The organism is Cohnella cholangitidis, from assembly GCF_014107495.1.
GTDB lineage: Bacteria > Bacillota > Bacilli > Paenibacillales > Paenibacillaceae > Cohnella > Cohnella cholangitidis.
The window spans coordinates 2,169,986-2,195,377 of the sequence record NZ_CP041969.1 but is presented as its reverse complement, the minus strand read 5'-3'; the positions used below and the strand labels follow the sequence as shown (position 1 = coordinate 2,195,377).

General features: G+C 50.7%; 21 protein-coding genes, 12 tRNA genes and 3 rRNA genes. 34 read left to right on the top strand and 2 right to left on the bottom strand.

The window, feature by feature from the left end; translation table 11 throughout:
* The first annotated feature begins 52 nt into the window (after positions 1-52).
* The 9 genes from FPL14_RS10450 to FPL14_RS10410 all read left to right on the top strand — a co-directional run bounded on the left by FPL14_RS10450 (position 53) and on the right by FPL14_RS10410 (position 7,574).
* Entirely contained in the window at positions 53-997 is a 945-nt protein-coding gene (locus tag FPL14_RS10450) for a DNA-directed RNA polymerase subunit alpha (protein ID WP_169281332.1), read from the top strand.
* Positions 998-1,079: 82 nt separating this feature from the next.
* Positions 1,080-1,445 carry a 50S ribosomal protein L17 gene (gene rplQ, locus FPL14_RS10445; RefSeq protein ID WP_182302903.1) on the top strand — a complete coding sequence of 122 codons (366 nt, stop codon included), beginning with the start codon at positions 1,080-1,082 and terminating at the stop codon, positions 1,443-1,445.
* A gap of 111 nt (positions 1,446-1,556) precedes the next feature.
* The gene (gene truA, locus FPL14_RS10440; RefSeq protein WP_182303939.1) at positions 1,557-2,414 is read left to right on the top strand and encodes a tRNA pseudouridine(38-40) synthase TruA; all 858 of its coding nucleotides are present in this window, start codon (positions 1,557-1,559) and stop codon (positions 2,412-2,414) included.
* A gap of 235 nt (positions 2,415-2,649) precedes the next feature.
* Positions 2,650-3,087: a 50S ribosomal protein L13 gene (gene rplM / locus FPL14_RS10435; protein ID WP_182302902.1), complete on the top strand. Its 438-nt coding sequence runs from the start codon at positions 2,650-2,652 to the stop codon at positions 3,085-3,087.
* A gap of 18 nt (positions 3,088-3,105) precedes the next feature.
* On the top strand, positions 3,106-3,498 hold the full coding sequence (rpsI, locus tag FPL14_RS10430) for a 30S ribosomal protein S9 (protein WP_182302901.1): 393 nt from the start codon (positions 3,106-3,108) through the stop codon (positions 3,496-3,498).
* Between the two features lie 152 nt (positions 3,499-3,650).
* On the top strand, positions 3,651-4,343 hold the full coding sequence (locus tag FPL14_RS10425) for a phosphoadenylyl-sulfate reductase (protein WP_182302900.1): 693 nt from the start codon (positions 3,651-3,653) through the stop codon (positions 4,341-4,343).
* Positions 4,344-4,396: 53 nt separating this feature from the next.
* Positions 4,397-5,575, top strand: coding sequence for a sulfate adenylyltransferase (sat, locus tag FPL14_RS10420; RefSeq protein WP_182302899.1), 1,179 nt, complete (start codon positions 4,397-4,399; stop codon positions 5,573-5,575).
* Positions 5,576-5,701: 126 nt separating this feature from the next.
* On the top strand, positions 5,702-6,427 hold the full coding sequence (gene cwlD / locus FPL14_RS10415; protein ID WP_182303938.1) for an N-acetylmuramoyl-L-alanine amidase CwlD: 726 nt from the start codon (positions 5,702-5,704) through the stop codon (positions 6,425-6,427).
* Positions 6,428-6,464: 37 nt separating this feature from the next.
* Complete coding sequence (locus FPL14_RS10410; protein WP_182302898.1) at positions 6,465-7,574, top strand: P-loop NTPase; 1,110 nt, start codon at positions 6,465-6,467, stop codon at positions 7,572-7,574.
* A gap of 75 nt (positions 7,575-7,649) precedes the next feature.
* Here the strand turns inward: FPL14_RS10410 and gerD are convergent, their stop codons facing one another.
* Positions 7,650-8,312, bottom strand: a complete 663-nt coding sequence (gene gerD, locus FPL14_RS10405) for a spore germination lipoprotein GerD (protein WP_229263863.1) — start codon at positions 8,310-8,312, stop codon at positions 7,650-7,652.
* A gap of 174 nt (positions 8,313-8,486) precedes the next feature.
* Here gerD and FPL14_RS10400 point away from each other — a divergent pair, with 174 nt between their 5' ends.
* On the top strand, positions 8,487-9,101 hold the full coding sequence (locus FPL14_RS10400) for a KinB-signaling pathway activation protein (RefSeq protein ID WP_182302896.1): 615 nt from the start codon (positions 8,487-8,489) through the stop codon (positions 9,099-9,101).
* Here FPL14_RS10400 and pdaB read toward each other — a convergent pair.
* Positions 9,094-9,894, bottom strand: a complete 801-nt coding sequence (pdaB, locus tag FPL14_RS10395) for a polysaccharide deacetylase family sporulation protein PdaB (protein ID WP_182302895.1) — start codon at positions 9,892-9,894, stop codon at positions 9,094-9,096. The genes FPL14_RS10400 and pdaB overlap by 8 nt on opposite strands.
* A 172-nt stretch (positions 9,895-10,066) precedes the next feature.
* Here pdaB and FPL14_RS10390 point away from each other — a divergent pair, with 172 nt between their 5' ends.
* The 24 genes from FPL14_RS10390 (at position 10,067) to FPL14_RS10275 (ending at position 25,391) form a co-directional block, all read left to right on the top strand.
* A complete protein-coding gene (locus tag FPL14_RS10390; protein ID WP_182302894.1) occupies positions 10,067-10,675 on the top strand; it encodes a stage II sporulation protein M in 609 nt (202 codons plus the stop codon).
* Positions 10,676-10,809: 134 nt separating this feature from the next.
* Positions 10,810-11,031, top strand: a complete 222-nt coding sequence (locus tag FPL14_RS10385; protein ID WP_182302893.1) for a hypothetical protein — start codon at positions 10,810-10,812, stop codon at positions 11,029-11,031.
* 328 nt (positions 11,032-11,359) lie between these two features.
* A 16S ribosomal RNA gene (locus FPL14_RS10380) occupies positions 11,360-12,913 on the top strand.
* 330 nt (positions 12,914-13,243) lie between these two features.
* Positions 13,244-16,171 (top strand): 23S ribosomal RNA (locus FPL14_RS10375).
* Positions 16,172-16,347: 176 nt separating this feature from the next.
* Positions 16,348-16,464 (top strand): 5S ribosomal RNA (rrf, locus tag FPL14_RS10370).
* Together the 16S, 23S and 5S rRNA genes with 12 tRNA genes alongside form the textbook arrangement of a ribosomal RNA operon.
* 44 nt (positions 16,465-16,508) lie before the next feature.
* Positions 16,509-16,584: transfer RNA gene (locus FPL14_RS10365), tRNA-Thr, on the top strand.
* Between the two features lie 17 nt (positions 16,585-16,601).
* Positions 16,602-16,676 (top strand) — tRNA-Glu (locus tag FPL14_RS10360).
* A 6-nt stretch (positions 16,677-16,682) separates the two neighbouring features.
* Positions 16,683-16,758, top strand: a tRNA-Val gene (locus tag FPL14_RS10355).
* Between the two features lie 24 nt (positions 16,759-16,782).
* A tRNA-Gln gene (locus FPL14_RS10350) sits at positions 16,783-16,857 on the top strand.
* A gap of 5 nt (positions 16,858-16,862) precedes the next feature.
* Positions 16,863-16,938 (top strand) — tRNA-Lys (locus FPL14_RS10345).
* A gap of 28 nt (positions 16,939-16,966) precedes the next feature.
* Positions 16,967-17,049, top strand: a tRNA-Leu gene (locus tag FPL14_RS10340).
* Between the two features lie 15 nt (positions 17,050-17,064).
* Positions 17,065-17,139: transfer RNA gene (locus FPL14_RS10335), tRNA-Gly, on the top strand.
* A 6-nt stretch (positions 17,140-17,145) separates the two neighbouring features.
* Positions 17,146-17,222: transfer RNA gene (locus FPL14_RS10330), tRNA-Arg, on the top strand.
* A 22-nt stretch (positions 17,223-17,244) separates the two neighbouring features.
* Positions 17,245-17,321 (top strand) — tRNA-Pro (locus FPL14_RS10325).
* 14 nt (positions 17,322-17,335) lie between these two features.
* A tRNA-Gly gene (locus FPL14_RS10320) sits at positions 17,336-17,409 on the top strand.
* 55 nt (positions 17,410-17,464) lie between these two features.
* A tRNA-Pro gene (locus FPL14_RS10315) sits at positions 17,465-17,541 on the top strand.
* A gap of 14 nt (positions 17,542-17,555) precedes the next feature.
* A tRNA-Gly gene (locus FPL14_RS10310) sits at positions 17,556-17,629 on the top strand.
* 324 nt (positions 17,630-17,953) lie between these two features.
* Positions 17,954-20,746 carry a phosphoenolpyruvate carboxylase gene (gene ppc / locus FPL14_RS10305; protein ID WP_182302892.1) on the top strand — a complete coding sequence of 931 codons (2,793 nt, stop codon included), beginning with the start codon at positions 17,954-17,956 and terminating at the stop codon, positions 20,744-20,746.
* A 66-nt stretch (positions 20,747-20,812) separates the two neighbouring features.
* Positions 20,813-21,751: an EamA family transporter gene (locus FPL14_RS10300; RefSeq protein ID WP_182302891.1), complete on the top strand. Its 939-nt coding sequence runs from the start codon at positions 20,813-20,815 to the stop codon at positions 21,749-21,751.
* 2 nt (positions 21,752-21,753) lie between these two features.
* Positions 21,754-22,320, top strand: a complete 567-nt coding sequence (gene sigW / locus FPL14_RS10295; protein WP_182302890.1) for an RNA polymerase sigma factor SigW — start codon at positions 21,754-21,756, stop codon at positions 22,318-22,320.
* Between the two features lie 102 nt (positions 22,321-22,422).
* Positions 22,423-23,037, top strand: coding sequence for a zf-HC2 domain-containing protein (locus FPL14_RS10290; RefSeq protein WP_182302889.1), 615 nt, complete (start codon positions 22,423-22,425; stop codon positions 23,035-23,037).
* Positions 23,038-23,237: 200 nt separating this feature from the next.
* A complete protein-coding gene (gene cdaA / locus FPL14_RS10285; RefSeq protein ID WP_182302888.1) occupies positions 23,238-24,068 on the top strand; it encodes a diadenylate cyclase CdaA in 831 nt (276 codons plus the stop codon).
* Positions 24,061-24,804 carry a CdaR family protein gene (locus tag FPL14_RS10280; protein ID WP_182302887.1) on the top strand — a complete coding sequence of 248 codons (744 nt, stop codon included), beginning with the start codon at positions 24,061-24,063 and terminating at the stop codon, positions 24,802-24,804. Before cdaA ends, FPL14_RS10280 begins: the two co-directional genes overlap by 8 nt.
* On the top strand, positions 24,738-25,391 hold the full coding sequence (locus FPL14_RS10275) for a CdaR family protein (protein WP_182303937.1): 654 nt from the start codon (positions 24,738-24,740) through the stop codon (positions 25,389-25,391). The genes FPL14_RS10280 and FPL14_RS10275 overlap by 67 nt, the downstream gene beginning before the upstream one ends.
* The last annotated feature ends 1 nt before the right edge of the window (position 25,392 follow it).

Genomic DNA, 25,392 nt, shown 5'->3' with positions numbered 1-25,392 from the left:
AGCATGGGTGAACAATGGCAACGTCAGCGACGTTTTGAAGGAGGTTTTGGTTATGATAGTGATCGAGAAACCGAAAATCGATTCCGTGGAAATTCAGGATGACAAGAGGTATGGCCGGTTCGTCGTAGAACCGCTGGAACGCGGTTATGGGATGACTCTTGGTAACTCTCTTCGTCGTATTCTGTTGTCGTCCTTACCGGGCGCGGCCGTTGTATCGGTTCAGATCGACGGAGTTCTTCATGAATTCTCCACGATTCCGGGTGTTATTGAGGATGTAACGCAAATCATCCTCAATCTGAAGCGTCTTTCGCTGAAGATTCATTCCGATGAGGAAAAAGTGCTTGAGATCGATGCGGAAGGCGATGGCGTAGTTACGGCTGGAGATATTCGCGCGGATAGCGACGTGGAAATCTTGAACCCGGACCTGCACATCGCTACACTGGCTTCTGGCGCACGTCTTCACATGCGTATATTTGCCAGAGTAGGACGCGGTTACGTCCCTTCGGATCGTAACAAGAAGGAAGATCAACCGATTGGCGTTATTCCGATCGATTCGATCTATACGCCGATTACCCGCGTGAACTATCAAGTCGAGAACACTCGCGTCGGTCAAGTAACGAACTATGACAAGCTTACGCTTGAAGTTTGGACCGATGGCAGTATCCGACCTGAAGAAGCGGTTAGCCTGGGCGCGAAAATCCTGACGGATCACTTATCCTTGTTCGTGGGTCTTACGGATGAGGCCAAAGATACCGAAACGATGAAAGAGAAGGAAGAGGACAAGAAGGAAAAAGTGCTCGAGATGACTATCGAAGAGCTCGACCTTTCGGTCCGTTCCTACAACTGCTTGAAACGCGCTGGAATTAACACCGTTCAAGAGCTGATCACGAAAACGGAAGAAGACATGATGAAGGTTCGCAACTTGGGCCGCAAGTCTTTGGAAGAAGTTCAAGAAAAGCTTGAAGAACTGGGATTAGGTCTCCGTTTCGAGGAATAGCATCGTTATTAGCAACACGTGACGAATGAACGCAGACGCTAAGGCGCTGCTTCATCACTCGCACAAGAGGGAGGGAAAACAAATGGCATATCAAAAACTGAGTCGCGACTCCAGTTCGCGGAAAGCTCTTTTCCGTGATCTGTGCACCGACCTGTTCCTGTACGAGCGTATCCAAACGACTGAAGCGAAAGCTAAAGAAGTGCGCTCCATCGCGGAAAAGTTGATTACGCTCGCTAAACGCGGCGACCTGCACGCTCGTCGTCAGGTATCTGCATTCGTGCGTCGCGAAAGCCTTAACGGCGAACAAGACGCCATCCAAAAACTGTTCTCCGAATTGGCTCCGCGTTACGCGGAACGTCCGGGTGGATATACACGCATCCTGAAGCTGGGACCTCGCCGTGGAGATTCAGCTCCAATGGTGTATCTTGAGCTCGTTGATCGCGCGTAAGAACGGAGCAAAGAAGGATGGACCGAATCACGCATTCGGATCATCCTTTTTTTGTGGCGTTGCGCAGCTAGCAGCCTTTAGGTACGATTCCGTATTCGGGGGAATGAAATGATGCGAAATATCGCTCTCATCGTCAGTTACGATGGTACGGATTATTCCGGATTTCAAAGCCAGCCATGCGGCAATACGATTCAGGATAAGCTGGAGCACGCGATCTTCATGCTATCCCGAGAGCGCGTTAAGCTGACGGGCTCCGGTCGAACGGATGCAGGCGTGCACGCAAGGTGCCAGATCGTTAACTTTACGACTTCTTCGTCGATACCGATCGAACGTTGGGCAATCGCCTTGAATACGAGACTGCCTCAAGATATAGTCGTTCAATGCGCGTTAAACGTATCGGATGAATTTCATGCTAGAAGGCATGCGATTAGCAAGACTTATCGATATACGATCAACTGCAACCGAATTCCGGATCTCTTTCGCAGACGGTATGAATTTCATCACCCGACGCCGCTGGATTTCGCCGAGATGAGAGCAAGTCTTGAGCATCTGCTGGGCGAGCATGACTTTTCATCGTTTACTTCGCCCCAATCAACCAAACCAAGTCACGTTCGCACTATTCTTGATGTACGATTGGAGATCGAGACGGATCCTTTTTCGCCGGCGAATCACTTGAATGAAAGCGGCAAATCATGGGACGAGCGATACTATCCGGGCAAACAGCGCGGAGTGATCCATTTGTACGTTACGGGAACGGGTTTCCTGTACAATATGGTACGGATTATTGCCGGAACATTGATTCATATAGGGGAAGGCAAGAAAACGGCTGCGCAGATGGCGCCCATACTGGCTGCCCGCGATAGAGCGAAAGCCGGACCGACAGCGGTTCCGCATGGGTTGTCATTGTGGGAAGTACGCTATGAAGAACTGGATCCCGTTAGGCAAGAGCAAGCCGTTTATAGATTTTAAATGACTTGCATAATCTCCCGATTTCATGTACAATAAATTTTGTGCTTTCTGCGTGGCTACCCACGGCCCCAGCGCAGGAACGTCACGTTTGGCGGTGAGTTTGACGGAAAGGACTTCTCATCCGAGTACTCGATCTCATTTAGATTTACCCAACCAACTAAGATAAAATCAAGTTAATGATCGTTATAGCCGTACCACATAAAAAGCAGGGAATTAACCCGAAGGAGGATGTTTCATGCGTACAACCTATATGGCTAAGCCTCTTGAAGTAGAGCGCAAATGGCATATTATCGACGCCGAAGGCAAAACCCTTGGTCGTCTGGCAAGTGAAGCTGCAGCTCTTATCCGCGGCAAGCACAAGCCTGAATTCACACCTCATATTGATACTGGCGATTTCGTTATCGTCATCAATGCTGAGAAGATCGTTCTTACAGGCAAGAAATTGCAACAAAAGAAATACTACACTCACTCTCACTACCCAGGCGGTCTGAAAACGACTACTGCGCAGGAAATGATCAACAAAAAACCTGCTCGCATTATCGAACTGGCTGTTTACGGTATGCTTCCTAAGAACAAACTCGGACATCAGCTTCAAGGTAAACTGAACGTTTACGCTGGTCCAAATCATCCACACCAAGCCCAAAAGCCTGAAGTTTACGAACTTCGCGGATAAAAAAAGGAGGACTTTCGAATGGCTCAAGTGCAATATTTAGGAACGGGTCGCCGCAAGCACTCCGTTGCGCGGGTTCGACTCGTGCCGGGTGAAGGCCGCATCGTTATCAACAAACGTGAAATCAATGATTACTTCGATTTGGAAACTTTGAAATTGATCGTTAAGCAACCGTTGAACCTGACCGACACTGTAACCAAATATGATATTCTCATCTTGGCTCACGGCGGCGGTACTTCCGGTCAAGCTGGCGCAATTCGTCACGGTATTTCCCGTGCGCTTCTGAAAGCTGATCCTGAGCTTCGTCCAGCTCTCAAAAAAGCAGGATTCCTGACTCGTGATCCGCGTATGAAAGAACGTAAAAAATACGGATTGAAAGCCGCTCGTCGCGCTCCTCAATTCTCCAAACGTTAATATTTATCACACGATACGAAATGCCTTTCTCCCATTACATATGATGGTGGGAAAGGCATTTTCTTATGTAAAAGATTGAACAATTACGCCCCAAAGCGTATAATATTATCTATTCATACTTAAATAGTAGGATTTCACGGGAGGTCATTTTGATGAATTTAATCGAAAAGGAAAACCTCATTCGCCAAAAAGCGGAGGAGTTCGAGAATGCGTCGGCGGAAACGGTTATCGCATGGGCAATTGAAACGTTTCCTAATATCACATTCGCCTGCAGTTTCGGCGCGGAAGATGTAGTGCTTGTGGATATGATTCAAAAAATCAGCCCGTCCACGGATATTTTCTATCTCGACACGGACTTTCACTTCAAAGAAACTTACGAAACGCGCGATCGGATGGCTGAGAAGTACAACTTGAAATTCGTTGAAGTGAAATCCAAGATTACTCCTGAGCAACAAGCGGCAGAGCATGGGGAAGAGCTATGGAAAAGCGATCCGACGGCATGCTGTAACCTTCGCAAAGTCGAGCCGTTGACGCGGATTCTTTCGCAATACGAAGCTTGGATCACAGGAATTCGCCGCGATCAAGCGCCTACTCGCGCCAATGCGAAAAAGGTTGAATATGATACTAAATTCGGCCTAGTGAAGTTCAATCCGCTTGCGGCTTGGACATCGGAAGACGTATGGGCGTACATTAGAGCTAACGATATTATTTACAATCCGTTACATGACCAGAACTTTCCAAGTATCGGATGCGAACATTGCACGAAGCCTGTAATGCCGGGTGAGGATCCGCGCGCAGGACGTTGGGCCGGCAATGAAAAAACGGAATGCGGTCTTCACAAATAAGCAGACTAACGTTACGTTAAGTCTAGAAAAGCCAAGAAGGAGCTACTCAGAACATGAGCGCAATTCAACCGCACGGCGGACAATTGATTAACAGAGTAGTAGAAGGGCAGCAAAGGGACGAATTGCTTGCTCAAGCCGCTAAACTGGTATCTATCCCTGTGAACACGTGGACGATATCGGATCTTGATCTTATCGGCGTTGGCGCATTCAGCCCGCTGACCGGTTTCATGAACGAAGACGACTATTTATCCGTCGTAAATAATATGCGTCTTGCTAACGGCGCAATCTGGAGTATTCCGATTACGCTCGCCGTTACGGACGATCAAGCAGCCAATCTCGCAATCGGACGACAAGCAGCGCTTGTTGGAGAGAACGATGGCGTAGTATACGCGGTTATGAACATCGAAAGCATTTACAAAGTTAACAAGCGTCATGAAGCCGTTCAAGTATTTAAGACGGACGACATGGAGCACCCGGGAGTCGTTAAGCTATTCGACCGTCCCGACAATTACGTAGGCGGATCGATTCAAGTGTTGAACCGTCCCGTGCCTGAGAAGTTCAATGAATTTTACTTTGACCCAACGGAAACTCGGCGTATCTTCGCGGAGAAAGGTTGGAAAACCGTAGTCGGTTTCCAAACCCGCAATCCGGTGCACAGAGCGCATGAATATATTCAGAAAGCCGCAATGGAGATCGTCGACGGTTTGTTCCTCAACCCTTTGGTGGGAGAGACCAAATCGGATGACGTTCCTGCCAACGTGCGGATGAAGAGCTATCTCGCTCTTCTCGAAAATTATTATCCGACGGATCGCGTTTTCCTGGGCGTGTTCCCGGCAGCGATGCGGTATGCGGGACCTCGCGAAGCGATTTTCCATGCGTTAGTACGTAAAAACTACGGCTGTTCCCACTTCATCGTCGGAAGAGACCACGCGGGCGTAGGCGACTATTACGGCACTTACGAAGCACAGGATTTGTTGAAATCCTTACCTGCGGAAGAACTCGGCATTACGCCATTGTATTTCGAGCACAGCTTCTTCTGCACGAAATGCGGAAATATGGCATCAAGCAAAACTTGCCCGCACGAGAAGGAGCACCACTTGACTTTGTCCGGAACGAAGGTACGCGCTTTGCTGCGTGACGGAGTTTGTCCGCCGCCTGAGTTCTCCAGACCGGAAGTGGCTAAGATTCTGATCGAAGGTATGGCCGAAGCGAGCAAAACTTACGCGATCTAAATCATAAATATCCACCTTGTCCCATAAAATGTAGGGAGTTTTCCCGGGGCGAGGTGGATTTTATTGTTTAATGGATATGGTAGACGGCTTTGGACGATCTTAAGACGCAAGCATTTGGTCGTATGGATGACGCGGAGGGCGCTGTTAAGGCTCGGTATCGTCGTCTGTTTAATGATGTTAACCGCGGTTGTGTTTTTAAGCGAAATTCCGTCTTCTAGAACTTGGAGCCATTGGTCATTGCCATTGTCGGGTAAAGTTATCGTGCTGGATGCCGGTCATGGCGGCGCCGACGGAGGAGCTGTCAGCAGAGATGGCATAATCGAGAAAGATTTGAACTTAGCGATCGTCTTATATTTGCGTGATTACTTACAACAGGCAGGAGCGCTGGTGCATCTTACGCGGGAAGGCGATTACGATCTCGCTTTGCCTGAAACCAAAGGAAACTCGCGGCGCAAAACGGAGGATCTTCTGCAAAGGGCGGACCGCGCTCGGAAGCAACAAGCGGATCTTGCAATCAGCATCCATATGAACAGTATTCCATCGCCAAGATGGTCGGGAGCGCAAACTTTTTACTCGACGAAGAATGAAGAGGGCAAGCGGCTAGCCTCGATTATTCAAGCCGAATTGAGGGATATGCTGGGCAATACGCAGCGGATAGCAAAGAAAGCCGATACCATATATTTGCTCAAAACATTGAATATGCCGACCGCTCTTGTAGAAGTCGGATTTCTGTCACATCCGGAGGAAGCCAGTCTGCTTGCGGACGAAGAGTACCAACGCAAGGTTGCCGCCTCTATCTACAGGGGAGTATTGAGATATACGTCCGGTGAATCGGAAAAGCCTGTGCTATAATAGATAAAATGTAAATCTGATGATGGGGGTCGAATTTATGGTCACCAGGGAATCTGTTCTAAACACGCTACAATCTGTACACGAGCCTACGCTCAAGCATAGCCTGACCGACCTCGGATTGGTCCGGGATGTTGTCGTTAAGGAAAACGCGGTATCTATGTCGATTGTTCTTCACCCGGAAAGCATGGAGCAAACAGGGCTATTGGAACGAGTTTTATCTCAAGCGTTGAGCGGCATTGAAGCGGTTAATCCTCATTTCCGTTTCCGCGCGATGACGGATTCGGAGAAGGCGGATGCGATATCGAAATTGCGGCCTGCGTCGCAAGGCGACGAGAAAGCGGCTCCGATCAAAGGCCATGGAGAAGGGCTGGAGTCGCATACGATTCTTCATCCGGAGAGCGGCGTAGAGTTTATTGCGATCGCCAGCGGCAAAGGCGGAGTAGGAAAGTCTACCGTTACCGTTAATCTGGCCGCGGCGTTGGCTCGCCAAGGCAAACGGGTCGGATTGATCGACAGCGACATCTACGGCTTCAGCGTGCCCGATATGATGGGCATCGAAGAGCGCCCGGAGCAAGTCGGGAACAAAATCAAACCGGTCGAACGTTTCGGCGTTAAAGTGATCTCCATGGGCTTCTTTGTTGAAGATAATAGTCCGATCGTATGGCGCGGACCGATGCTTGGCAAAATGCTTCGCAATTTCTTCGCCGAGATCGAGTGGGGAGAGTTGGATTATTTACTGCTGGATCTTCCGCCGGGAACGGGCGACGTGGCGCTTGACGTCCATCAGATGATTCCCCAAAGCAAAGAAATTATCGTCACTACTCCTCATGCGACGGCTGCGTTCGTTGCGGCGCGAGCCGGAGCGATGGCGATCAAGACGAACCATGAGATTCTCGGCGTCGTCGAGAATATGTCCTATTTCGAGAGCAAGGAAACAGGCGCTCGCGAGTATGTATTCGGACGCGGAGGCGGAGGCAAGCTTGCCGAGACGCTAAACACCGAGCTGCTGGCGCAGTTCCCTCTAGGCGCACCGGACAACCATCCGTCCGAGCCGGATTACTCTCCCTCGGTGTACAAAGCCGATTCCGAAATAGGCAAAGAATATTTGGCGCTGGCGCAAGCGGTAATCGATCGTTGCGGGAAATAGGTTTGTTAATTGTGATCGGTAAATAAAAGCGGTTGAACGAACGTGAGGCGACTCACGCGTTCAACCGCTTTGTTGTTAACCGGAGCTTTCGCCGCTGCTTGTCGGACTGCTCTCCGGACTGCTCTGTCCGCTTTCTTTCGCTCCGCCTTTATCCTCGCCGCCTTCTTTTTTCTCTTCTTTTTTCTTCTCCGGCTCCGGCGTTAGTTCGTCTTTAACGACGGATTGAAGCAATTTCATGATCTCCAGCTTGAAGAGAGGATTTTGCATCGATTCCGTCACCGAGCTCATGATTACTTTGCGAACGTCCGCAGTCTTCATGGAGTCCGACATAATTTTGGCCATTTCCGGGGTTTTGAACATGTCCACAAGTTCTTTTTGGTATCCGGGATCTTTCATCAAGTCCTTGTGAATTTGCTTATTATCCTTGCTGACAGCTTTGGCGAATTCTCCGGCGAACTTCGGGTCTTTCATGATTTTCTCCAGCACGGTTGAATATTCCGGTGCCGTAAGAACGTCTTTGACGGCAATTCTGACTTGAGCTTGGTCTGAAGGCGTCATGCTCTTCATTTGCAAGGTACTCTCTCCATATTGGGCAGTAGAGGCTTTTTCCATTGCTTTTTGGGCTTCTTCCGAACCAAGAATGTCGATAACCATCGATTTGACTTCTTTATAGCTCATTTGCCCTCCGCCGCTGCTGCTCCCGGATTCTTGTCCGCATGATGCGAGCAACAATGACATACTCAATAAGCCCCCATACCACCGCAATCGACGAAGCATACCGATCAGCTCCCTTTCTGTAGGGTTATGGCTGTAGTATGCTTCGACAACCTTGTGAATATAAGGGCTTGTTCATGGCTTTTTAGCTGGATCATGGTAAAATGAATGGTGATCAAGATGAGGAGGTTACTGGAATTGAATTTACGCAAATGGATGAAATTATTCGGCACGACCATATTAATCGGGGCCATCGTTACCGTAATCGGCAGCGTTACGATCCAATTGTTCAACCCGGATTTCAGAAACGTCGAAGCAAGCGGATGGCTGTCGTACATACTGATGATGGCTCTGATCGGCATGACGTTCGGCGCTTTTTCCCATATGGGCTTCTTCGCCTATATGATGTTGAATTATATCGCCCGAAGCATATTCAAAAGACCTTATTCCTGGGTGGCCATTCAAGGGTTCATCGCGTTGTTCGTCCTAGCGGAAATCGCATATTGGACTTACGACACGAATTTCCCTGCTCATACCTTTTGGGGAGTTCCGGCGGCGCTTGTTATCGGTTCCGTAGCCGTAGCGTGGATGAAAGTCAGTCAAACGAACTCAGGAGCATGGATCCCGACGATTTTCTTCCTGGTAGCCATTACGACGATGGAATCCGTGCCGGTATTCAAGACCGGGGATATTTCATCGCTTCTGTACCAATTGATCCCGTTATTTATCTGTAATGCTTATCAGATCATGCAATTGCATAAAATTCTAGGAAAGCCAGCGGAAGCCTCGCCTACGGTCGCGGCTGCTAAATAAAATAGGGAGAGGCCAATTCGTTCCATGCGGAACGGTCCTCGACGGTTTTGCCGTTCGTTTCGGTTTGGTTGATCATTTGGGATACCGTCACGAACTCATATCCTTTGGCTCTCAACTGATCGATGATAGCGGGCAGAGCTTCATGGGTTTGTTTGCAGGAATCGCTGGCGTGCAGAAGAATAATATCTCCCGGATGGGCTTTGTTTACTACGCGATTAACGATGGTGTCGACCCCTGGATTTTTCCAATCCAACGAATCCGTATCCCACTGAATCACCTTGTAATTGAGATCTTCCGCGATTCTGAGCACTCTTTTGTCGAAGTCTCCGTTCGGCATCCGTATCAGATTCGGCGATTTGCCGGTCATATCTCTTAAGATGCCGTCCGCTACCGTAATTTGCTTACGAATCTCCTCGTCGCTGTATTGGCTATAGTTATCGTGTTTGTGGCCATGGCTGCCGACTTCATACCCGGAATCCGTGATTTTCTTGACGATATCCGGATGAGTCTTGCTCCACGGCGAGGACAAGAAGAAAGTGACGTTGTTCACGTTCTTGGCTTTAAGTATTTCGAGTATAGGCTCGGCTCGCTTCTCTCCCCAGCTAATATCGAAGGTGAGAGCGACGACTTTGCGCTCGGTGGGCACGCTGTAAACGGCAGCCGGCGGGTGCGGGGCGAACACGCTGAGATTGTTCTTCTCGACCCAGATAACGGCTACAGACAGAATTGCCGCTACCGAGAGGAAAAAGATTTTCTTAATGCGCCGCCCGTTAAATACGAAAAAATGGTTCATTGGATTAATCTGCTCCTTCCAGAGTAGGGATTTTACGCCTATCCCTTCCTAAGGATGGACAGGACGTTGCTTGGATACTATCAATGTATGCTTGGCCCATAGAGTTATTCATATGGTCTGGCTGCAAACAAAAAGATGATATTATTCGGATGGTTATGAGGGGAGCAGGCATATGTTTTCGCGCGCAGGGCTACTGTTATCGTGGAAAGAGATTCGTCCGTATTTCATTTTTTCGATTATATTGTTTTTTGCGGGAGTCGTTATCGGAGGATCTCCGAACGCGCCTCAACAATACTTGGAACAACAGATTAAAGGCTTGGAATCGATCATGAACGATATCAATCAGTCGAATAATCCCGAACTTACCGCGTTTGTTCGAATCACGTTGAATAATGTCTTCGCCGCGGTAATGATCATGGCATTCGGGATCGTAGCCGGCATTATGCCGGTAATAAGCTTGGTGTCCAACGGCATGGTTATCGGTTACGTGCTGGGAGAGGCGGCAGAGCAAGGCCATAACTTATGGGCTTCCGTAATAAAAGGAATTTTGCCGCATGGAATCTTCGAGCTGTCCGCCGTGTTCTTGGCGGCCGCATTCGGAATGCGTTTCGGGATGACCTTGATTAAAGGGGTATTCGGCTCTGCCTTCGGCAAATCGCAGGCGTGGCAGCCGTTCGTAAGAACGGCGATCGGAGCGGTTCCCGCCGTTATTCTTGTTTTGGTGCTGCTATTAGTAGCAGGCGTTGTCGAAAGCACGGTTACATTCTGGTTGATGAGTTAAAGTTGCGCGCAAGAGGGCGGATCTGTCATAAACGGGATCAAAAAAGAGCATAACAGTAGAACATACCGGATGAGTTCCTGCCTGACGCGGAGCTGACGGTAAACGCTGCTTGTCCATAGGAGGATCCGCACTCTATGCTCGGTATGATGTTTACGGAAAAGGAATGCAAGGAATTCGACTATTTATTGCGCAAAGAGATGGACGAGATGTTGCTGGATATGAGCGATCGCAGGTTGGATGGTCCGGTCAAAGAAGCGATCTCCAAGCGGTACAAGATCATCTTTCGCATGTATGCGCGTATTGCGCCGCCCCGGGAATTGTCCCGTTATGCGATGGGTTTAAAATCGCAGAGATAAAAGTTTAAATAAATGCTTGACCTATAGCCTATCTTTGTGGTAAATTATTTTTCGCCCCACTTTTAGAGGGGACGAGCGGACGAAGGAAATAAGGAACAACAACGGTAACCAAAAAATACCTGTTGCCAAGTACTAGTCAGCTGTGGTATATTATAAAAGTCGCCGTTAGCGCGGACGACAACAAACGAAACATCAATTGTTCTTTGAAAACTGAACATCGAGCGTAAGAAACAAACAAACGTCGGAAGACGGCTTCGGTCGTCGGAAGGCAAACCAGCAATACAGATTGAGCCTCAAAGGCTCTTTAATAAGAAGCTTCGGCTTCACTATTATGGAGAGTTTGATCCTGGCTCAGGACGAACGCTGGCGGCGTGCCTAATACATGCAAGTCGAACGAATCTCTGAGGGAGCTTGCTCCCGAAGAGGTTAGTGGCGGACGGGTGAGTAACACGTAGGCAACCTGCCTGCAAGATCGGGATAACATTCGGAAACGGATGCTAAGACCGGATACGCAAGCTAGCCGCATGGCGAGCTTGGGAAACACGGAGCAATCTGTGGCTTGCGGATGGGCCTGCGGCGCATTAGCTAGTTGGTGGGGTAACGGCTCACCAAGGCGACGATGCGTAGCCGACCTGAGAGGGTGAACGGCCACACTGGGACTGAGACACGGCCCAGACTCCTACGGGAGGCAGCAGTAGGGAATCTTCCACAATGGGCGAAAGCCTGATGGAGCAACGCCGCGTGAGTGAGGAAGGCTTTCGGGTCGTAAAGCTCTGTTGCCAGGGAAGAATAAGGGCTAGTTAACTGCTAGCCCGATGACGGTACCTGAGAAGAAAGCCCCGGCTAACTACGTGCCAGCAGCCGCGGTAATACGTAGGGGGCAAGCGTTGTCCGGAATTATTGGGCGTAAAGCGCGCGCAGGCGGTTCTTTAAGTCTGGTGTCTAAGTGCGGGGCTCAACCCCGTGATGCACTGGAAACTGGGGAACTTGAGTGCAGAAGAGGAGAGCGGAATTCCACGTGTAGCGGTGAAATGCGTAGAGATGTGGAGGAACACCAGTGGCGAAGGCGGCTCTCTGGACTGTAACTGACGCTGAGGCGCGAAAGCGTGGGGAGCAAACAGGATTAGATACCCTGGTAGTCCACGCTGTAAACGATGAGTGCTAGGTGTTGGGGGTATCATGCCCTCGGTGCCGAAGTTAACACATTAAGCACTCCGCCTGGGGAGTACGGTCGCAAGACTGAAACTCAAAGGAATTGACGGGGACCCGCACAAGCAGTGGAGTATGTGGTTTAATTCGAAGCAACGCGAAGAACCTTACCAGGTCTTGACATCCCTCTGAATCCTCTAGAGATAGAGGCGGCCTTCGGGACAGAGGAGACAGGTGGTGCATGGTTGTCGTCAGCTCGTGTCGTGAGATGTTGGGTTAAGTCCCGCAACGAGCGCAACCCCTAAACTTAGTTGCCAGCACGTTAAGGTGGGCACTCTAGGTTGACTGCCGGTGACAAACCGGAGGAAGGCGGGGATGACGTCAAATCATCATGCCCCTTATGACCTGGGCTACACACGTACTACAATGGCCGGTACAACGGGCTGCGAAACCGCGAGGTGGAGCCAATCCCAACAAAGCCGGTCTCAGTTCGGATTGCAGGCTGCAACTCGCCTGCATGAAGTCGGAATTGCTAGTAATCGCGGATCAGCATGCCGCGGTGAATACGTTCCCGGGTCTTGTACACACCGCCCGTCACACCACGAGAGTTTACAACACCCGAAGTCGGTGGGGTAACCCGCAAGGGAGCCAGCCGCCGAAGGTGGGGTAGATGATTGGGGTGAAGTCGTAACAAGGTAGCCGTATCGGAAGGTGCGGCTGGATCACCTCCTTTCTAAGGAGCTCTTCGGAGCTATAAAAGACCACGGTCGCGCAAGCGAAGTGGCAAACCGTTTCTTACGCTCGGGTTCAGTTTTGAAAGAGCAATTACCGCTTTGCGGTTAAGCCTTTCATATGTAATATCTTGTACCTTGAAAACTGGATAGCGAAACAAAGCGCGAAAGAAGAAGAGTATCATCTCTGCCTTACTAGTGTCATCAATTGTATGCTGCGGAGATGTGTTGCTTATGTTCGACTCATGCACGAGCGATACTGTCGCCCATCTCTGATGGGAGCCTGGTAACGAACGCGCATCGGAGAATCAGAAGTAATACATCGTAGCATTGGTTAAGCTAATAAGTGCGCACGGAGGATGCCTAGGCGCCAGGAGCCGATGAAGGACGCGACGAACAGCGATATGCTTCGGGGAGCTGTAAGTGAGCTTTGATCCGGAGATTTCCGAATGGGGAAACCCAGCTATCGTAATGGATAGTTACCCTCGAGTGAATACATAGCTCGTTGGAGGCACACCAGGGGAACTGAAACATCTAAGTACCCTGAGGAACAGAAAACAATAGTGATTCCGTCAGTAGCGGCGAGCGAAAGCGGAGAAGCCCAAACCAAGGAGCTTGCTCCTTGGGGTTGTGGGACGTCTCACATGGAGTAAAAAAAGAGAAGGTTAGGCGAAGAGGTCTGGAAAGGCCCGTCACAGAAGGTAACAACCCTGTAGCCGAAAGTCTTCTCTCTCCGAGACGGATCCCGAGTACCGCGGGACACGAGAAACCCCGTGGGAATCCGGCAGGACCATCTGCCAAGGCTAAATACTACCTGGCGACCGATAGTGAAGCAGTACCGTGAGGGAAAGGTGAAAAGCACCGCGGGAGCGGAGTGAAAAAGAACCTGAAACCGTGCGCTTACAAGAAGTCAGAGCCCGATCTAGGGGTGATGGCGTGCCTTTTGTAGAATGAACCGGCGAGTTACGTTCACGTGCAAGGTTAAGCTGATGAGGCGGAGCCGAAGGGAAACCGAGTCTGAATAGGGCGAATAAGTACGTGGTCGTAGACCCGAAACCGTGTGATCTACCCCTGTGCAGGGTGAAGGTGAGGTAACACTCACTGGAGGCCCGAACTCGTGAGCGTTGAAAAGCTCTGGGATGACGTGGGGGTAGGGGAGAAATTCCAATCGAACTCGGAGATAGCTGGTTCTCCCCGAAATAGCTTTAGGGCTAGCCTCGAGGTGAAGCATCATGGAGGTAGAGCACTGATTGGGTGCGGGGCCCGCCAAGGGTTACCAAGTCCAGTCAAACTCCGAATGCCATGCATGTATACTCGGGAGTCAGACGGCGAGTGCTAAGATCCGTCGTCAAGAGGGAAAGAGCCCAGATCATCAGCTAAGGTCCCCAAGTGTGTGTTAAGTGGGAAAGGATGTGGAGTTGCGAAGACAACCAGGATGTTGGCTTAGAAGCAGCCACCATTTAAAGAGTGCGTAATAGCTCACTGGTCGAGTGACTCTGCGCCGAAAATGTAACGGGGCTAAACACACCACCGAAGCTATGGCATGTACCTTAGGGTACTTGGGTAGGGGAGCGTTGAATGCGGGTTGAAGTCAGACCGGAAGGACTGGTGGACTGCATTCAAGTGAGAATGCCGGTATGAGTAACGAAAAGACAGGTGAGAATCCTGTCCGCCGAAAGCCTAAGGGTTCCTGGGGTAGGTTCGTCCGCCCAGGGTAAGTCGGGACCTAAGGCGAGGCCGAAAGGCGTAGTCGATGGACAACAGGTTGAAATTCCTGTACCACCGTAATCCGTTATGAGCGATGGGGGGACGCAGGAGGGGAACGACGCGAGCTGATGGATATGCTCGTCCAAGCAGTGAGAGGTGTGTGTAGGCAAATCCGCACACTGTAACCTCAAGCTGTGATGGGGAGGGAAAATCATAGTACCGAAGGTCATGTACCCACGCTGCCAAGAAAAGCCTCTAGCCAGGAGAAGGTGCCCGTACCGTAAACCGACACAGGTGGGCGAGATGAGAATTCTAAGGCGCGCGGAAGAACTCTCGTTAAGGAACTCGGCAAAATGACCCCGTAACTTCGGGAGAAGGGGTGCCCCGGTAGTGTGAATAGCACGAGGGGGCCGCAGTGAAGAGGCCCAAGCGACTGTTTAGCAAAAACACAGGTCTGTGCGAAGCCGCAAGGCGAAGTATACGGGCTGACGCCTGCCCGGTGCTGGAAGGTTAAGAGGAGTGGTTAGGGGCAACCCGAAGCTATGAATTGAAGCCCCAGTAAACGGCGGCCGTAACTATAACGGTCCTAAGGTAGCGAAATTCCTTGTCAGGTAAATTCTGACCCGCACGAATGGCGTAACGACTTGGGCGCTGTCTCAACGAGAGATCCGGTGAAATTTTAGTACCTGTGAAGATGCAGGTTACCCGCGACGTGACGGAAAGACCCCATGGAGCTTTACTGTAGCTTGATATTGAACTTTGGTACGGTCTGTACAGGATAGGTGGGAGCCTATGAAGCAGGAGCGCAAGCTTCTGTGGAGGCGCCGTTGGGATACCACCCTGATCGTATCGGAGTTCTAACTCACTACCCTTACCGGGTAGGAGGACCGTGTCAGGCGGACAGTTTGACTGGGGCGGTCGCCTCCTAAAAAGTAACGGAGGCGCTCTAAGGTTCCCTCAGCGCGGTTGGAAATCGCGCGCAGAGTGCAAAGGCATAAGGGAGCTTGACTGCGAGACCTACAAGTCGAGCAGGGACGAAAGTCGGACTTAGTGATCCGGTGGTACCGAATGGAAGGGCCATCGCTCAACGGATAAAAGCTACCCTGGGGATAACAGGCTTATCTCCCCCAAGAGTCCACATCGACGGGGAGGTTTGGCACCTCGATGTCGGCTCATCGCATCCTGGGGCTGAAGTAGGTCCCAAGGGTTGGGCTGTTCGCCCATTAAAGCGGTACGCGAGCTGGGTTCAGAACGTCGTGAGACAGTTCGGTCCCTATCTGTCGCGGGCGTAGGAAATTTGAGAGGGGCTGTCCTTAGTACGAGAGGACCGGGATGGACGCACCGCTGGTGTACCAGTTGTTCCGCCAGGAGCACCGCTGGGTAGCCAAGTGCGGAAGGGATAAGCGCTGAAAGCATCTAAGCGCGAAGCCTGCCTCAAGATGAGATTTCCCAATTCGTAAGACCCCTGGAAGAACACCAGGTTGATAGGCTCGGGGTGGAAGCGCGGCAACGTGTGGAGCTGACGAGTACTAATCGGTCGAGGGCTTATCCTAAACGAATTGACATAGTAAGGCAAATGATACACTCACCTTCTTCCTACATGCTTTGTTTCGTATACCTGCACCGCAATGCACAGCATTGCTGCCTGCAAGTATACGGGGCCGTGACGACTTCGTCGCACGGGTTCGCATCCAGTTTTCAAGGTGTAAGCCTTGAGTTTAAGATCCGGTCTGGTAATAATGGCGGAGGGGTTCCACGCGTACCCATCCCGAACACGACCGTTAAGCCCTCCAGCGCCAATGGTACTTGGACCGCAGGGTCCTGGGAGAGTAGGACGTTGCCAGGCCGGAAGCTTTAATCTCTATCGCTGTGTATAGGTATAGGGACCATGCTCTCATAGCTCAGTAGGTAGAGTGCATCCATGGTAAGGATGAGGTCACCGGTTCGATCCCGGTTGAGAGCTCCAGATCCAATACCATTCACGGCCCCTTGGTCAAGCGGTTAAGACACCTCCCTTTCACGGAGGTAACAGGGGTTCGAATCCCCTAGGGGTCACCATCATATGGAGGCTTAGCTCAGCTGGGAGAGCATCTGCCTTACAAGCAGAGGGTCGGCGGTTCGATCCCGTCAGCCTCCACCATAATCTTTAAGATTGGCTTACCGTTGGGGATTAGCCAAGCGGTAAGGCAACGGACTTTGACTCCGTCACTCCTAGGTTCGAATCCTAGATCCCCAGCCATTTCTGAGCCATTAGCTCAGTTGGTAGAGCACCTGACTTTTAATCAGGGTGTCGAAGGTTCGAGTCCTTCATGGCTCACCATTTTCACGAATGGTACACTTGTTATTATGCGCGTATGGCGGAATTGGCAGACGCACCAGACTTAGGATCTGGCGGGCGACCGTGGGGGTTCAAGTCCCTCTACGCGCACCATTATTACCACAGGTTGCGGAAATAGCTCAGTGGTAGAGCATCTCGTTGCCAACGAGAAGGTCGCGGGTTCGAGCCCCGTTTTCCGCTCCATGATTTGCGCCCTTAGCTCAGCTGGATAGAGCGTTTGACTACGAATCAAAAGGCCGGGAGTTCGAATCTCTCAGGGCGCGCCATCTTCAACTTCATATTCACTGTCGGGACGTAGCTCAGCTTGGTAGAGCACCTGGTTTGGGACCAGGGGGTCGCATGTTCGAATCGTGTCGTCCCGACCACCTATTTACACCGTGCGGGTGTAGTTCAATGGTAGAACTTCAGCCTTCCAAGCTGATAGCGTGGGTTCGATTCCCATCACCCGCTCCATAATGAATCTCTTAAGCCTTAGGGCTTTTTTTTAAGGGATTAACTTCAATACTGTCGGGACGTAGCTCAGCTTGGTAGAGCACCTGGTTTGGGACCAGGGGGTCGCATGTTCGAATCGTGTCGTCCCGACCACTATTGCACCGCACGCGGGTGTAGTTCAATGGTAGAACTTCAGCCTTCCAAGCTGATAGCGTGGGTTCGATTCCCATCACCCGCTCCACTAGACAAACGGTAAAAGCCTTTATCATGAAGGCTTTTTTTGTTGTTTTCACGTTCTTTTTTTACGATCGCGGCTAACGAAAGAATAACCAGATACTCTTTAAGGGGGAACGATTTGCTGTTCATTTCGTTTCACTCCTTTAATAAGTTTATGGACCGTGAACAATGGAAATAACGGATTTATTAATGACTTACACAAACTGCCAGCATAATGAAACCTAAGATTTATGACTAAATGATGAAGAAAAAGAAGATTTTCAACGTTCGTTGTAGTATCATAGAAAGAAGGGCTTTTTGTTGAAATGCATTGTTTGGGGTGAAAGAGATGACGGAAATGGCAAGTGGACAACGTTCTCCTTCCAATCATCTGCTGCGTAGAGATGTGCGCTTTCTAGGTAATATTCTTGGTGAAGTGCTCGTGCATCAGGGTGGTCGGGAACTATTAGAACATGTTGAGAAAATTCGGGAAATGAGCAAGGCTCTCAGAGCCGAATATTTGCCTGAATTGTACGAAGGATTCATTAACACCGTTAAAACTTTGGAGCCTGATATTAGGCATCAGGTTATTCGGGCATTCGCAATCTATTTTCAACTGGTCAACATCGCGGAACAGAACCATCGGATTCGTCGCAAACGCGATTATGAGCGTTCCGCGGGAGAAGCGGTGCAACCGGGTTCGATCGAGAGCGTCGTTCAAGACTTGAAGGAGAAGAAGCTTTCCGTAGAAGAAGTGCGGGATATGCTTACGGACATCTCGCTAGAGCTTGTAATGACGGCGCATCCGACGGAAGCGACTCGCCGTGACGTACTCGATATTCATAAGCGGATCGCGGACGATGTTATGGAATTGGATAATCCAACCCTGACTTACCGTGAACGCGAGAAGCTGCGCGAGAAACTGCAGAACGAAGTGTTGACCTTATGGCAATCCGATGAGCTTCGCGACCGTAAGCCTACGGTACTCGACGAAGTTCGCAACGGGATGTATTTCTTCCATGAAACTTTGTTCGAAGTGCTTCCCGACGTATACGAAGAGTTGGAGCGTTGCCTAGAGAAGTATTATCCGGAAGAGTCTTGGCATGTTCCGACTTACTTGCGCTTCGGTTCGTGGATTGGCGGAGACCGCGACGGCAACCCTTCGGTTACAGCGGATATTACTTGGAAGACGTTGCATATGCAGCGTAATCTCGTTATCTATAAATATGAGAACATTATCCGCGCGCTCGGTCGCCATTTGAGCTTCAGCACGACGATCGTCAACGTGACGGATGAGTTGCTCGCTTCGATCCGCGAAGATAGCGCCAATATAGAGCTTCGCACGGTAGAGGCTTGGACGAACGACAAAGAGCCTTACCGCGTGAAGTTGAGATATATGCTGCAGAAGCTGCAAAACATGAGAGAAGACGAGTACAAGGGGACGAAGCAACGTTATCACACGGTTGCCGATCTTACGGCCGATATCGCGATCATCGACCGGAGTCTTCGTCATCACTTCGCCGATTACGTGGCGAATTCGTACTTGAAGAAATTCATTCGCCAAGTGGAGCTATTCGGTTTCCATCTTGCGGCTCTGGATGTGCGCCAGCATAGCAAAGAGCACGAGAACGCGATGACGGAGCTATTGGCGAAAACGGGAGTAACGGAAAACTATTCTCAGTTGTCCGAGCAGGAGAAAATAACCATTCTGAACGATTTGCTCGAGAGCGCAAACCCATTGTTGAACGATGCGGTTGATTTAAGCGACTCCAGCAAGGAGTGTCTGAACGTTTATCACACGATCTACAACGCTCAACAGGAATTCGGCACCGGCTGTATCACCAGCTATCTGATCAGCATGTCGGAAGCCGCAAGCGATATTCTCGAGGTTATGGTGTTCGCCAAGGCGGCGGGATTGTTCCGTCGCAATGAGGACGGAACGATCGTTTGCACGCTTCAAGCGGCTCCTCTATTCGAAACGATCGACGATCTGCACGAAGCACCGGCGATTATGGAAACCTTGTTTAATCTTCCGGTCTATCGCGAATGCCTGAAAGCGATGGGCGATCTGCACGAGATCATGCTCGGATATTCCGATAGCAATAAAGACGGCGGTATGGTTACGGCTAACTGGGAGCTTCGGGTGGCGTTGAACGACTTGACCAAAACGGCTAAAGCGCACAACGTTCGGCTGAAGTTCTTCCACGGCCGCGGCGGTGCTCTTGGCCGCGGCGGAATGCCGCTTAACCGCAGCATTCTTGCACAGCCGCCGCACACGATCGGCGGGGGAATCAAGATTACGGAGCAAGGAGAGGTGTTATCCTCCCGTTACTCCATGAAGGGAATCGCCTACAGAAGCTTAGAGCAGGCTACCGGGGCTTTAATTACGGGAGCATACCTGTCCCGTTACCCTTCGCAAGAAGGATCGATCGAGACGCAATGGGAAGACATCATGCGCGGCATTTCGGTCGACGCTCAGACCAAATACCAGGATCTCATTTTCCGCGATCCGGATTTCATGACTTTCTTCAAAGAGTCGACGCCGCTTCCGGAAGTCGGCGAGCTGAACATCGGTTCCCGTCCTTCCAAACGCAAAGGCAGCGATCGCTTCGAAGACTTACGCGCGATTCCGTGGGTATTCGCTTGGACGCAAAGCCGGTACTTGCTGCCTGCATGGTATGCTGCCGGTACGGCGTTCCAGACTTACGTGAACGGCGATGCGGAACGTCTGGAGACTCTTCGCACGATGTATCGCGAGTATTCGTTCTTCCAAACCCTCGTGGATAACCTTCAGATGGCGCTTGGCAAAGCGGATCTTATCATTGCCCGCCAGTATGCCGGGATGATCGAGGACGAGACGATCAAGGACCGGATCTTCTCGCAGATCGAAGAAGAGCATGCTAAGACGAAGGAAATGATCCTGACCATTACGGGGCAAGAAGATATATTGGATAACGTCCCTGTTATTCAAGAATCGATCCGCCTTCGTAACCCGTACGTTGATCCGTTAAGCTACATGCAAGTTCAATTGTTGACGGAGCTGCGCAGCTTGCGGGCTCAGAACGAGGATGACGCGGTACTTCTTCGCGAAGTGCTCCTAACGATCAACGGAATCGCGGCAGGTCTCCGCAATACGGGCTGATCTAATTGAATGAATGAGGGCCCGGGTTGCTAACCGGGCCCTTTTGCGCAAGAAAGCGGGTCTAACATGAACGGAACGAAGAAGCCCTTGACGGCCATTGCTCTCGTCCTTGTCGGCGCGACAAGCTACGGTCTCGTGTCTGTAGTATTCAAACTGGCTATTGCCGACGGATGGGGCGCTAAGCCTCTTACGCTTCAACAGGTGTTTTCGGGAGCGGCGTTGCTATGGCTTGCGCTTGGAGTAACGCGGTTAAACAAACGCTCGCGATCTCTTGCCCGTACAAGGAAAGAGTGGCTTAAGCTTACCTTGATCGGGATAATCGGCTTGTCGCTTACCACCGTATTTTATAATGAGGCTTTGTCGCGTTTGGATGCTTCTTTGGGGATTGTCTTGCTTTTTCAGTTTACGTGGATTACGATTTTGCTAGAAAGCATTCGCAAGCGCAAATGGCCGAACCGACAGGAATGGGTCGCGGTTCTGTGCATAGCTCTTGGAACGGCGCTGGCTGTCGGAATTTTGGAGAAGGATTACAGCAGCATCGACGGATGGGGGATACTATTCGGGCTTCTATCCGCTCTTACATACAGTCTGTTTTTTTTCCTAAGCGGATTTCTTCCGCAGCAGTTGGATCCCATCGCCAAGTCAGCGGTTATGTCTACAGCTTCTCTGGCGTTTGTCGTACTGCTCTTATCCTTCGATGGTTTCGACGGCATATTCGAGAGCTTTAGCGGGCCAATGATCGGCTGGGGGATGCTGCTCGGCCTTCTGGGGACCGCCTTTCCCTTTTTCTGCTTTAATTACGGGATTCCCAAGATAGGAAGCGGATTAGCCGCGCTGCTCGGTTCGATGGAGCTTCCCGCTGCGGTTATGGCGGCGTTCCTCCTGCTGGACGAGCCGCTATCGTTAGGGCAAGGAATAGGAATAATACTGATCATAGCTGGCATTATGTCTGCCCAACGCAAGTCTTCGGGGCCTGTCGCAGCCGGAAAGGAAGGTGAGCCGTAACTTTGAAGCCAGTAGAAACGCGTCTGGCGCGTCTAGCCCGCAAAGGGGATCAGCGCGCTTTCGCGGAGATCGTGGATCTATATAAAGATAAGTTGTTTCACCTCGCCTACCGGATGACGAGCAATCGCCAAGAAGCCGAGGATGTCGTACAAGAAACCTTCTTGAGGGTGTATAAGAATCTTGACCGCTACGACGAGAATCAGAAATTTTCTACGTGGATCTATAGGATCGCCACGAACCTGTGCATAGACCGACTTAGAAAAAGAAAAGCAATCTACTCGCTCGATGCGGAATCGTCGGATCACGAGGGACTGGACGGGTATGCGATGCTCCCGAGCGAAGATCGAACGCCCGAGAGCGAATTGCTTCTCTCCGAGACGCAGAGACTCATTCATGAGGCCATCGCGACGTTGCCCGTGAAGTATAAATCCGTAATGATTTTACGGTATCTGCAGGACCTATCGTTGCAGGAGATCTCGGACGTACTGGAAATGCCCGTTACGACGGTGAAAACCCGGGTGCACCGAGGGCGCGAATTCCTCAGGAAAAAACTGGAGCACAAGCTGTGAGGATTTCATATAAAATAAGTGAAACCGCTCATCATTATCGCACGTACAGTATAGAAGCATCGAATGCGGATTGTATCACCGCTGAGGAAAGGGATGGCTGATATGAAGTGCAACGTCGCCGTCATGTACATGCATGATCATTTGGATGGGGACTTGGCACGCGAGGAAATGAAGCAGCTGCAACAGCATCTGAGCGAATGTCCATCGTGCTATACCCGTTATGAATCGTTAGAGCGAACCGATTCGCTCGTAAAGGCTTTACCTATAGAGAAGGCGCCGGTCGAACTGGGCGATCGAATCATGAAGTCGCTTCCCAGCCCGCGCCGGCCGGCAGCTTGGACGTCTTGGGTACGTCGCCACCCGGCGGTATCGGCGGCCGCGATATTCATGGTCGTAATGTTGTCTAGCTTCGTGTCGATGTGGAACCAAAGTCAGGAACTGTCCGTTTCGGGGCCGGATTTGGAACATGTCGTCATCGAGGGCAAGAAAGTCATCGTACCGGAGGGCCAGAAAGTATCCGGTGATCTCACGGTCGTCAATGGGGACGTGCAAGTGTTAGGGGATCTGGACGGGAATTTGACCGTCATCGATGGACATGTCACTGCGCTTGCTTCCACGGCGCACATTGCGGGAGAAATCAAGACGATCGATCGCGCGGTGGACTGGTTCTGGTATAAGGTGAGTTCTTTCTTCGGAACATTGGCTTACGGATCTTGATTCGTTCGACAACAGCCGACACGATGCGTGAAGGTATCCGGATCAAGCAAATGAACCTCTCTGAACCATGGAGAGGTTTTTTTTGTGTAAATAACAGGATTTCTGGGGCACAGTAGAGAAAGATATAAGTATAGAAGCAATGCGGATTTCCGACAATATTCGTCGAAACTATTCCAGCGCCGGGACGGGGGGGTCGCGTCTTGGACTATTTTGCCGGGCTGACATTTAAGAATTCGATAAAAGACATCGTCGATGTCTTAATCGTGAGTTACATTATTTACGTGCTTATTAAGATGGTAAGAGGCACCCGGGCGGTTCAGTTGCTGAAGGGTATATTTTTACTTGTCATAACTTGGGCATTGAGTACTTGGCTGAATTTGTATACGCTGAAATGGCTCATGAACCAGATGTTTACGTTCGGCGTAGTGACGGTTCTGATTATTTTCCAGCCCGAACTTAGAAGAGCGTTAGAGCAGCTTGGCCGCGGCAAGTTGTTTACCCGTTCGTCTTCGGAGGAGCAGGATGTTAGCCAGCGAATTAACGAGGTCATTAGGTCCGTTAATTATTTGGCGCAGCGTAAAATCGGGGCGTTAATCGTGTTCGAGCGGAATACGGGGCTGAACGATTATATCGAATCGGGCATCAAGATGGAGTCGAAGCTTAGCTCGGAGCTTCTCAGCAACGTATTTATTCCCAATACGCCGCTTCACGATGGAGCGGTAATTATACGAGGCAGCCAGATCATGGCTGCGGGCTGCTATTTGCCGTTATCCGAGAATCCGTTCATCAGCAAGGAATTGGGCACCCGCCATCGCGCGGCTATTGGCGTAACCGAAGTGTGCGACGCGATTAGCGTTACCGTATCGGAGGAGACGGGACAAGTATCCCTTGCGATTAACGGTCAGATCGTACGAGACATTAAGGAAGAGTCGCTCATCTCCAAGCTGTTCGAGGAATTGCGTCCGCAATTCAAATCCAAGACCACGGAGTGGGCTTTCTGGAAGCGGAAGGGCGGTGGAGACCGTGGATAGATGGTTAAACCACCCGACCATAGCGAAGTTAGTAGCTCTTGGGCTCGGAATTCTCATGTGGGCCGTCGTTCATTTCGATCCGAATGACACGACGCCGAACAATGTGGCATCCTTGTACGATACGAAAGTAATCAACGATGTCATCGTTCAGCCTTACGGCTTGGACGAGAGGAACTACGTACTAATAGGCATGGAACCGCTCAAGGTTAACCTTACCGTCAAAGGAACGCGAAGCGATCTTAAGGCGGCGCAGACGAAAGATTACCAGCTGAAGGTCGATTTAAGAACCGTGGGCGAAGGCCAGCATACACTGCAGTTGGAAGAGAATTTGCCTAGAGGCATTACATTGGTTTCGATGTCTCCCTCCACCGTGATGGTTAGCATCGAAGCATTGCAAATTAAGGAATTCGAAGTCGATATTCAGACGAAGGGCAATCCTGCTAAGGGTTATAAAGTAGGAACGCCGATTATTAAACCGAGCAATCGGGTTCATGTTACGTTGCCTAAGAGTCAGTTGTCGAGCGTTGATCGCGTCGGGGCGACAATCGCCATCGATGGCGAGAAGGAATCGATCAAAAACAAAAGCGTGAAGCTGGCAGCCTTCGACAAAGACGGCAAAGCGATCGAAGGAGCGATTATCGATCCTGCCGTGCTTGAGGTGGAAGTGCTATCACCAATCCGTTCAAGACGGTTCCGCTGCAATTCAAGCTCGTCGGACATACGCCGGCCGGAATAAGCATCGCTTCCTTCAAGCCGGACGTGGAGCAGGTGACGGTATATGGACCGCAAGAAGAATTGGATAAAATTGAATTCCTTGAAGTCGAAGTTCAATTAGACGAAGTGAACAAATCCGGGAAAGTGACCGTTCCGCTCAAGGTCGTGGCGCCGATCATCGAAATATCGCCCGCGGAGATCAGCATTAATATCGAGGTGTTGTTATCGGCGACGAGAACGCTTGAAGGACTAAACATCTCGTTAAGCGGATTAGGCGAAGGGTTGGTCGCAACGATTACGAATCCTTCGTCGGGCAAAGCGGATATTACGATTCAAGCGGCTCCCGCAATCTTGGATAGATTGAGTCCGGGAGACGTCGATGTAATTGCCGATCTGAGCGGCCGTGGACCGGGGGTTTACGACATTCCTCTGATCGTCAGCCTCGAACGGTTCATGGAGCAGGCGGGCGGCACGAAAAGCATTACGGTGGAAATCAAGGATGAAGCGGCGGCAACCGAGACCGTTACGGACGGAGAGGAAGCCGTAGGCGGCATCATCGTCGACCAAGAGGATGAGGAACCGGAGCAGGGATCGTCGTTTCCTCAGTAAG

What these genes read in the sequence shown, in the direction of transcription:
- FPL14_RS10450 (WP_169281332.1), top strand. Translation starts at nt 53, where the DNA reads ATGATAGTGATCGAGAAACCGAAAATCGATTCCGTGGAAATTCAGGAT.
- rplQ (WP_182302903.1), top strand. Translation starts at nt 1,080, where the DNA reads ATGGCATATCAAAAACTGAGTCGCGACTCCAGTTCGCGGAAAGCTCTT.
- truA (WP_182303939.1), top strand. Translation starts at nt 1,557, where the DNA reads ATGCGAAATATCGCTCTCATCGTCAGTTACGATGGTACGGATTATTCC.
- rplM (WP_182302902.1), top strand. Translation starts at nt 2,650, where the DNA reads ATGCGTACAACCTATATGGCTAAGCCTCTTGAAGTAGAGCGCAAATGG.
- rpsI (WP_182302901.1), top strand. Translation starts at nt 3,106, where the DNA reads ATGGCTCAAGTGCAATATTTAGGAACGGGTCGCCGCAAGCACTCCGTT.
- FPL14_RS10425 (WP_182302900.1), top strand. Translation starts at nt 3,651, where the DNA reads ATGAATTTAATCGAAAAGGAAAACCTCATTCGCCAAAAAGCGGAGGAG.
- sat (WP_182302899.1), top strand. Translation starts at nt 4,397, where the DNA reads ATGAGCGCAATTCAACCGCACGGCGGACAATTGATTAACAGAGTAGTA.
- cwlD (WP_182303938.1), top strand. Translation starts at nt 5,702, where the DNA reads ATGACGCGGAGGGCGCTGTTAAGGCTCGGTATCGTCGTCTGTTTAATG.
- FPL14_RS10410 (WP_182302898.1), top strand. Translation starts at nt 6,465, where the DNA reads ATGGTCACCAGGGAATCTGTTCTAAACACGCTACAATCTGTACACGAG.
- gerD (WP_229263863.1), bottom strand. Translation starts at nt 8,312, where the DNA reads ATGTCATTGTTGCTCGCATCATGCGGACAAGAATCCGGGAGCAGCAGC.
- pdaB (WP_182302895.1), bottom strand. Translation starts at nt 9,894, where the DNA reads ATGAACCATTTTTTCGTATTTAACGGGCGGCGCATTAAGAAAATCTTT.
- FPL14_RS10390 (WP_182302894.1), top strand. Translation starts at nt 10,067, where the DNA reads ATGTTTTCGCGCGCAGGGCTACTGTTATCGTGGAAAGAGATTCGTCCG.
- FPL14_RS10385 (WP_182302893.1), top strand. Translation starts at nt 10,810, where the DNA reads ATGCTCGGTATGATGTTTACGGAAAAGGAATGCAAGGAATTCGACTAT.
- ppc (WP_182302892.1), top strand. Translation starts at nt 17,954, where the DNA reads ATGACGGAAATGGCAAGTGGACAACGTTCTCCTTCCAATCATCTGCTG.
- FPL14_RS10300 (WP_182302891.1), top strand. Translation starts at nt 20,813, where the DNA reads ATGAACGGAACGAAGAAGCCCTTGACGGCCATTGCTCTCGTCCTTGTC.
- FPL14_RS10290 (WP_182302889.1), top strand. Translation starts at nt 22,423, where the DNA reads ATGAAGTGCAACGTCGCCGTCATGTACATGCATGATCATTTGGATGGG.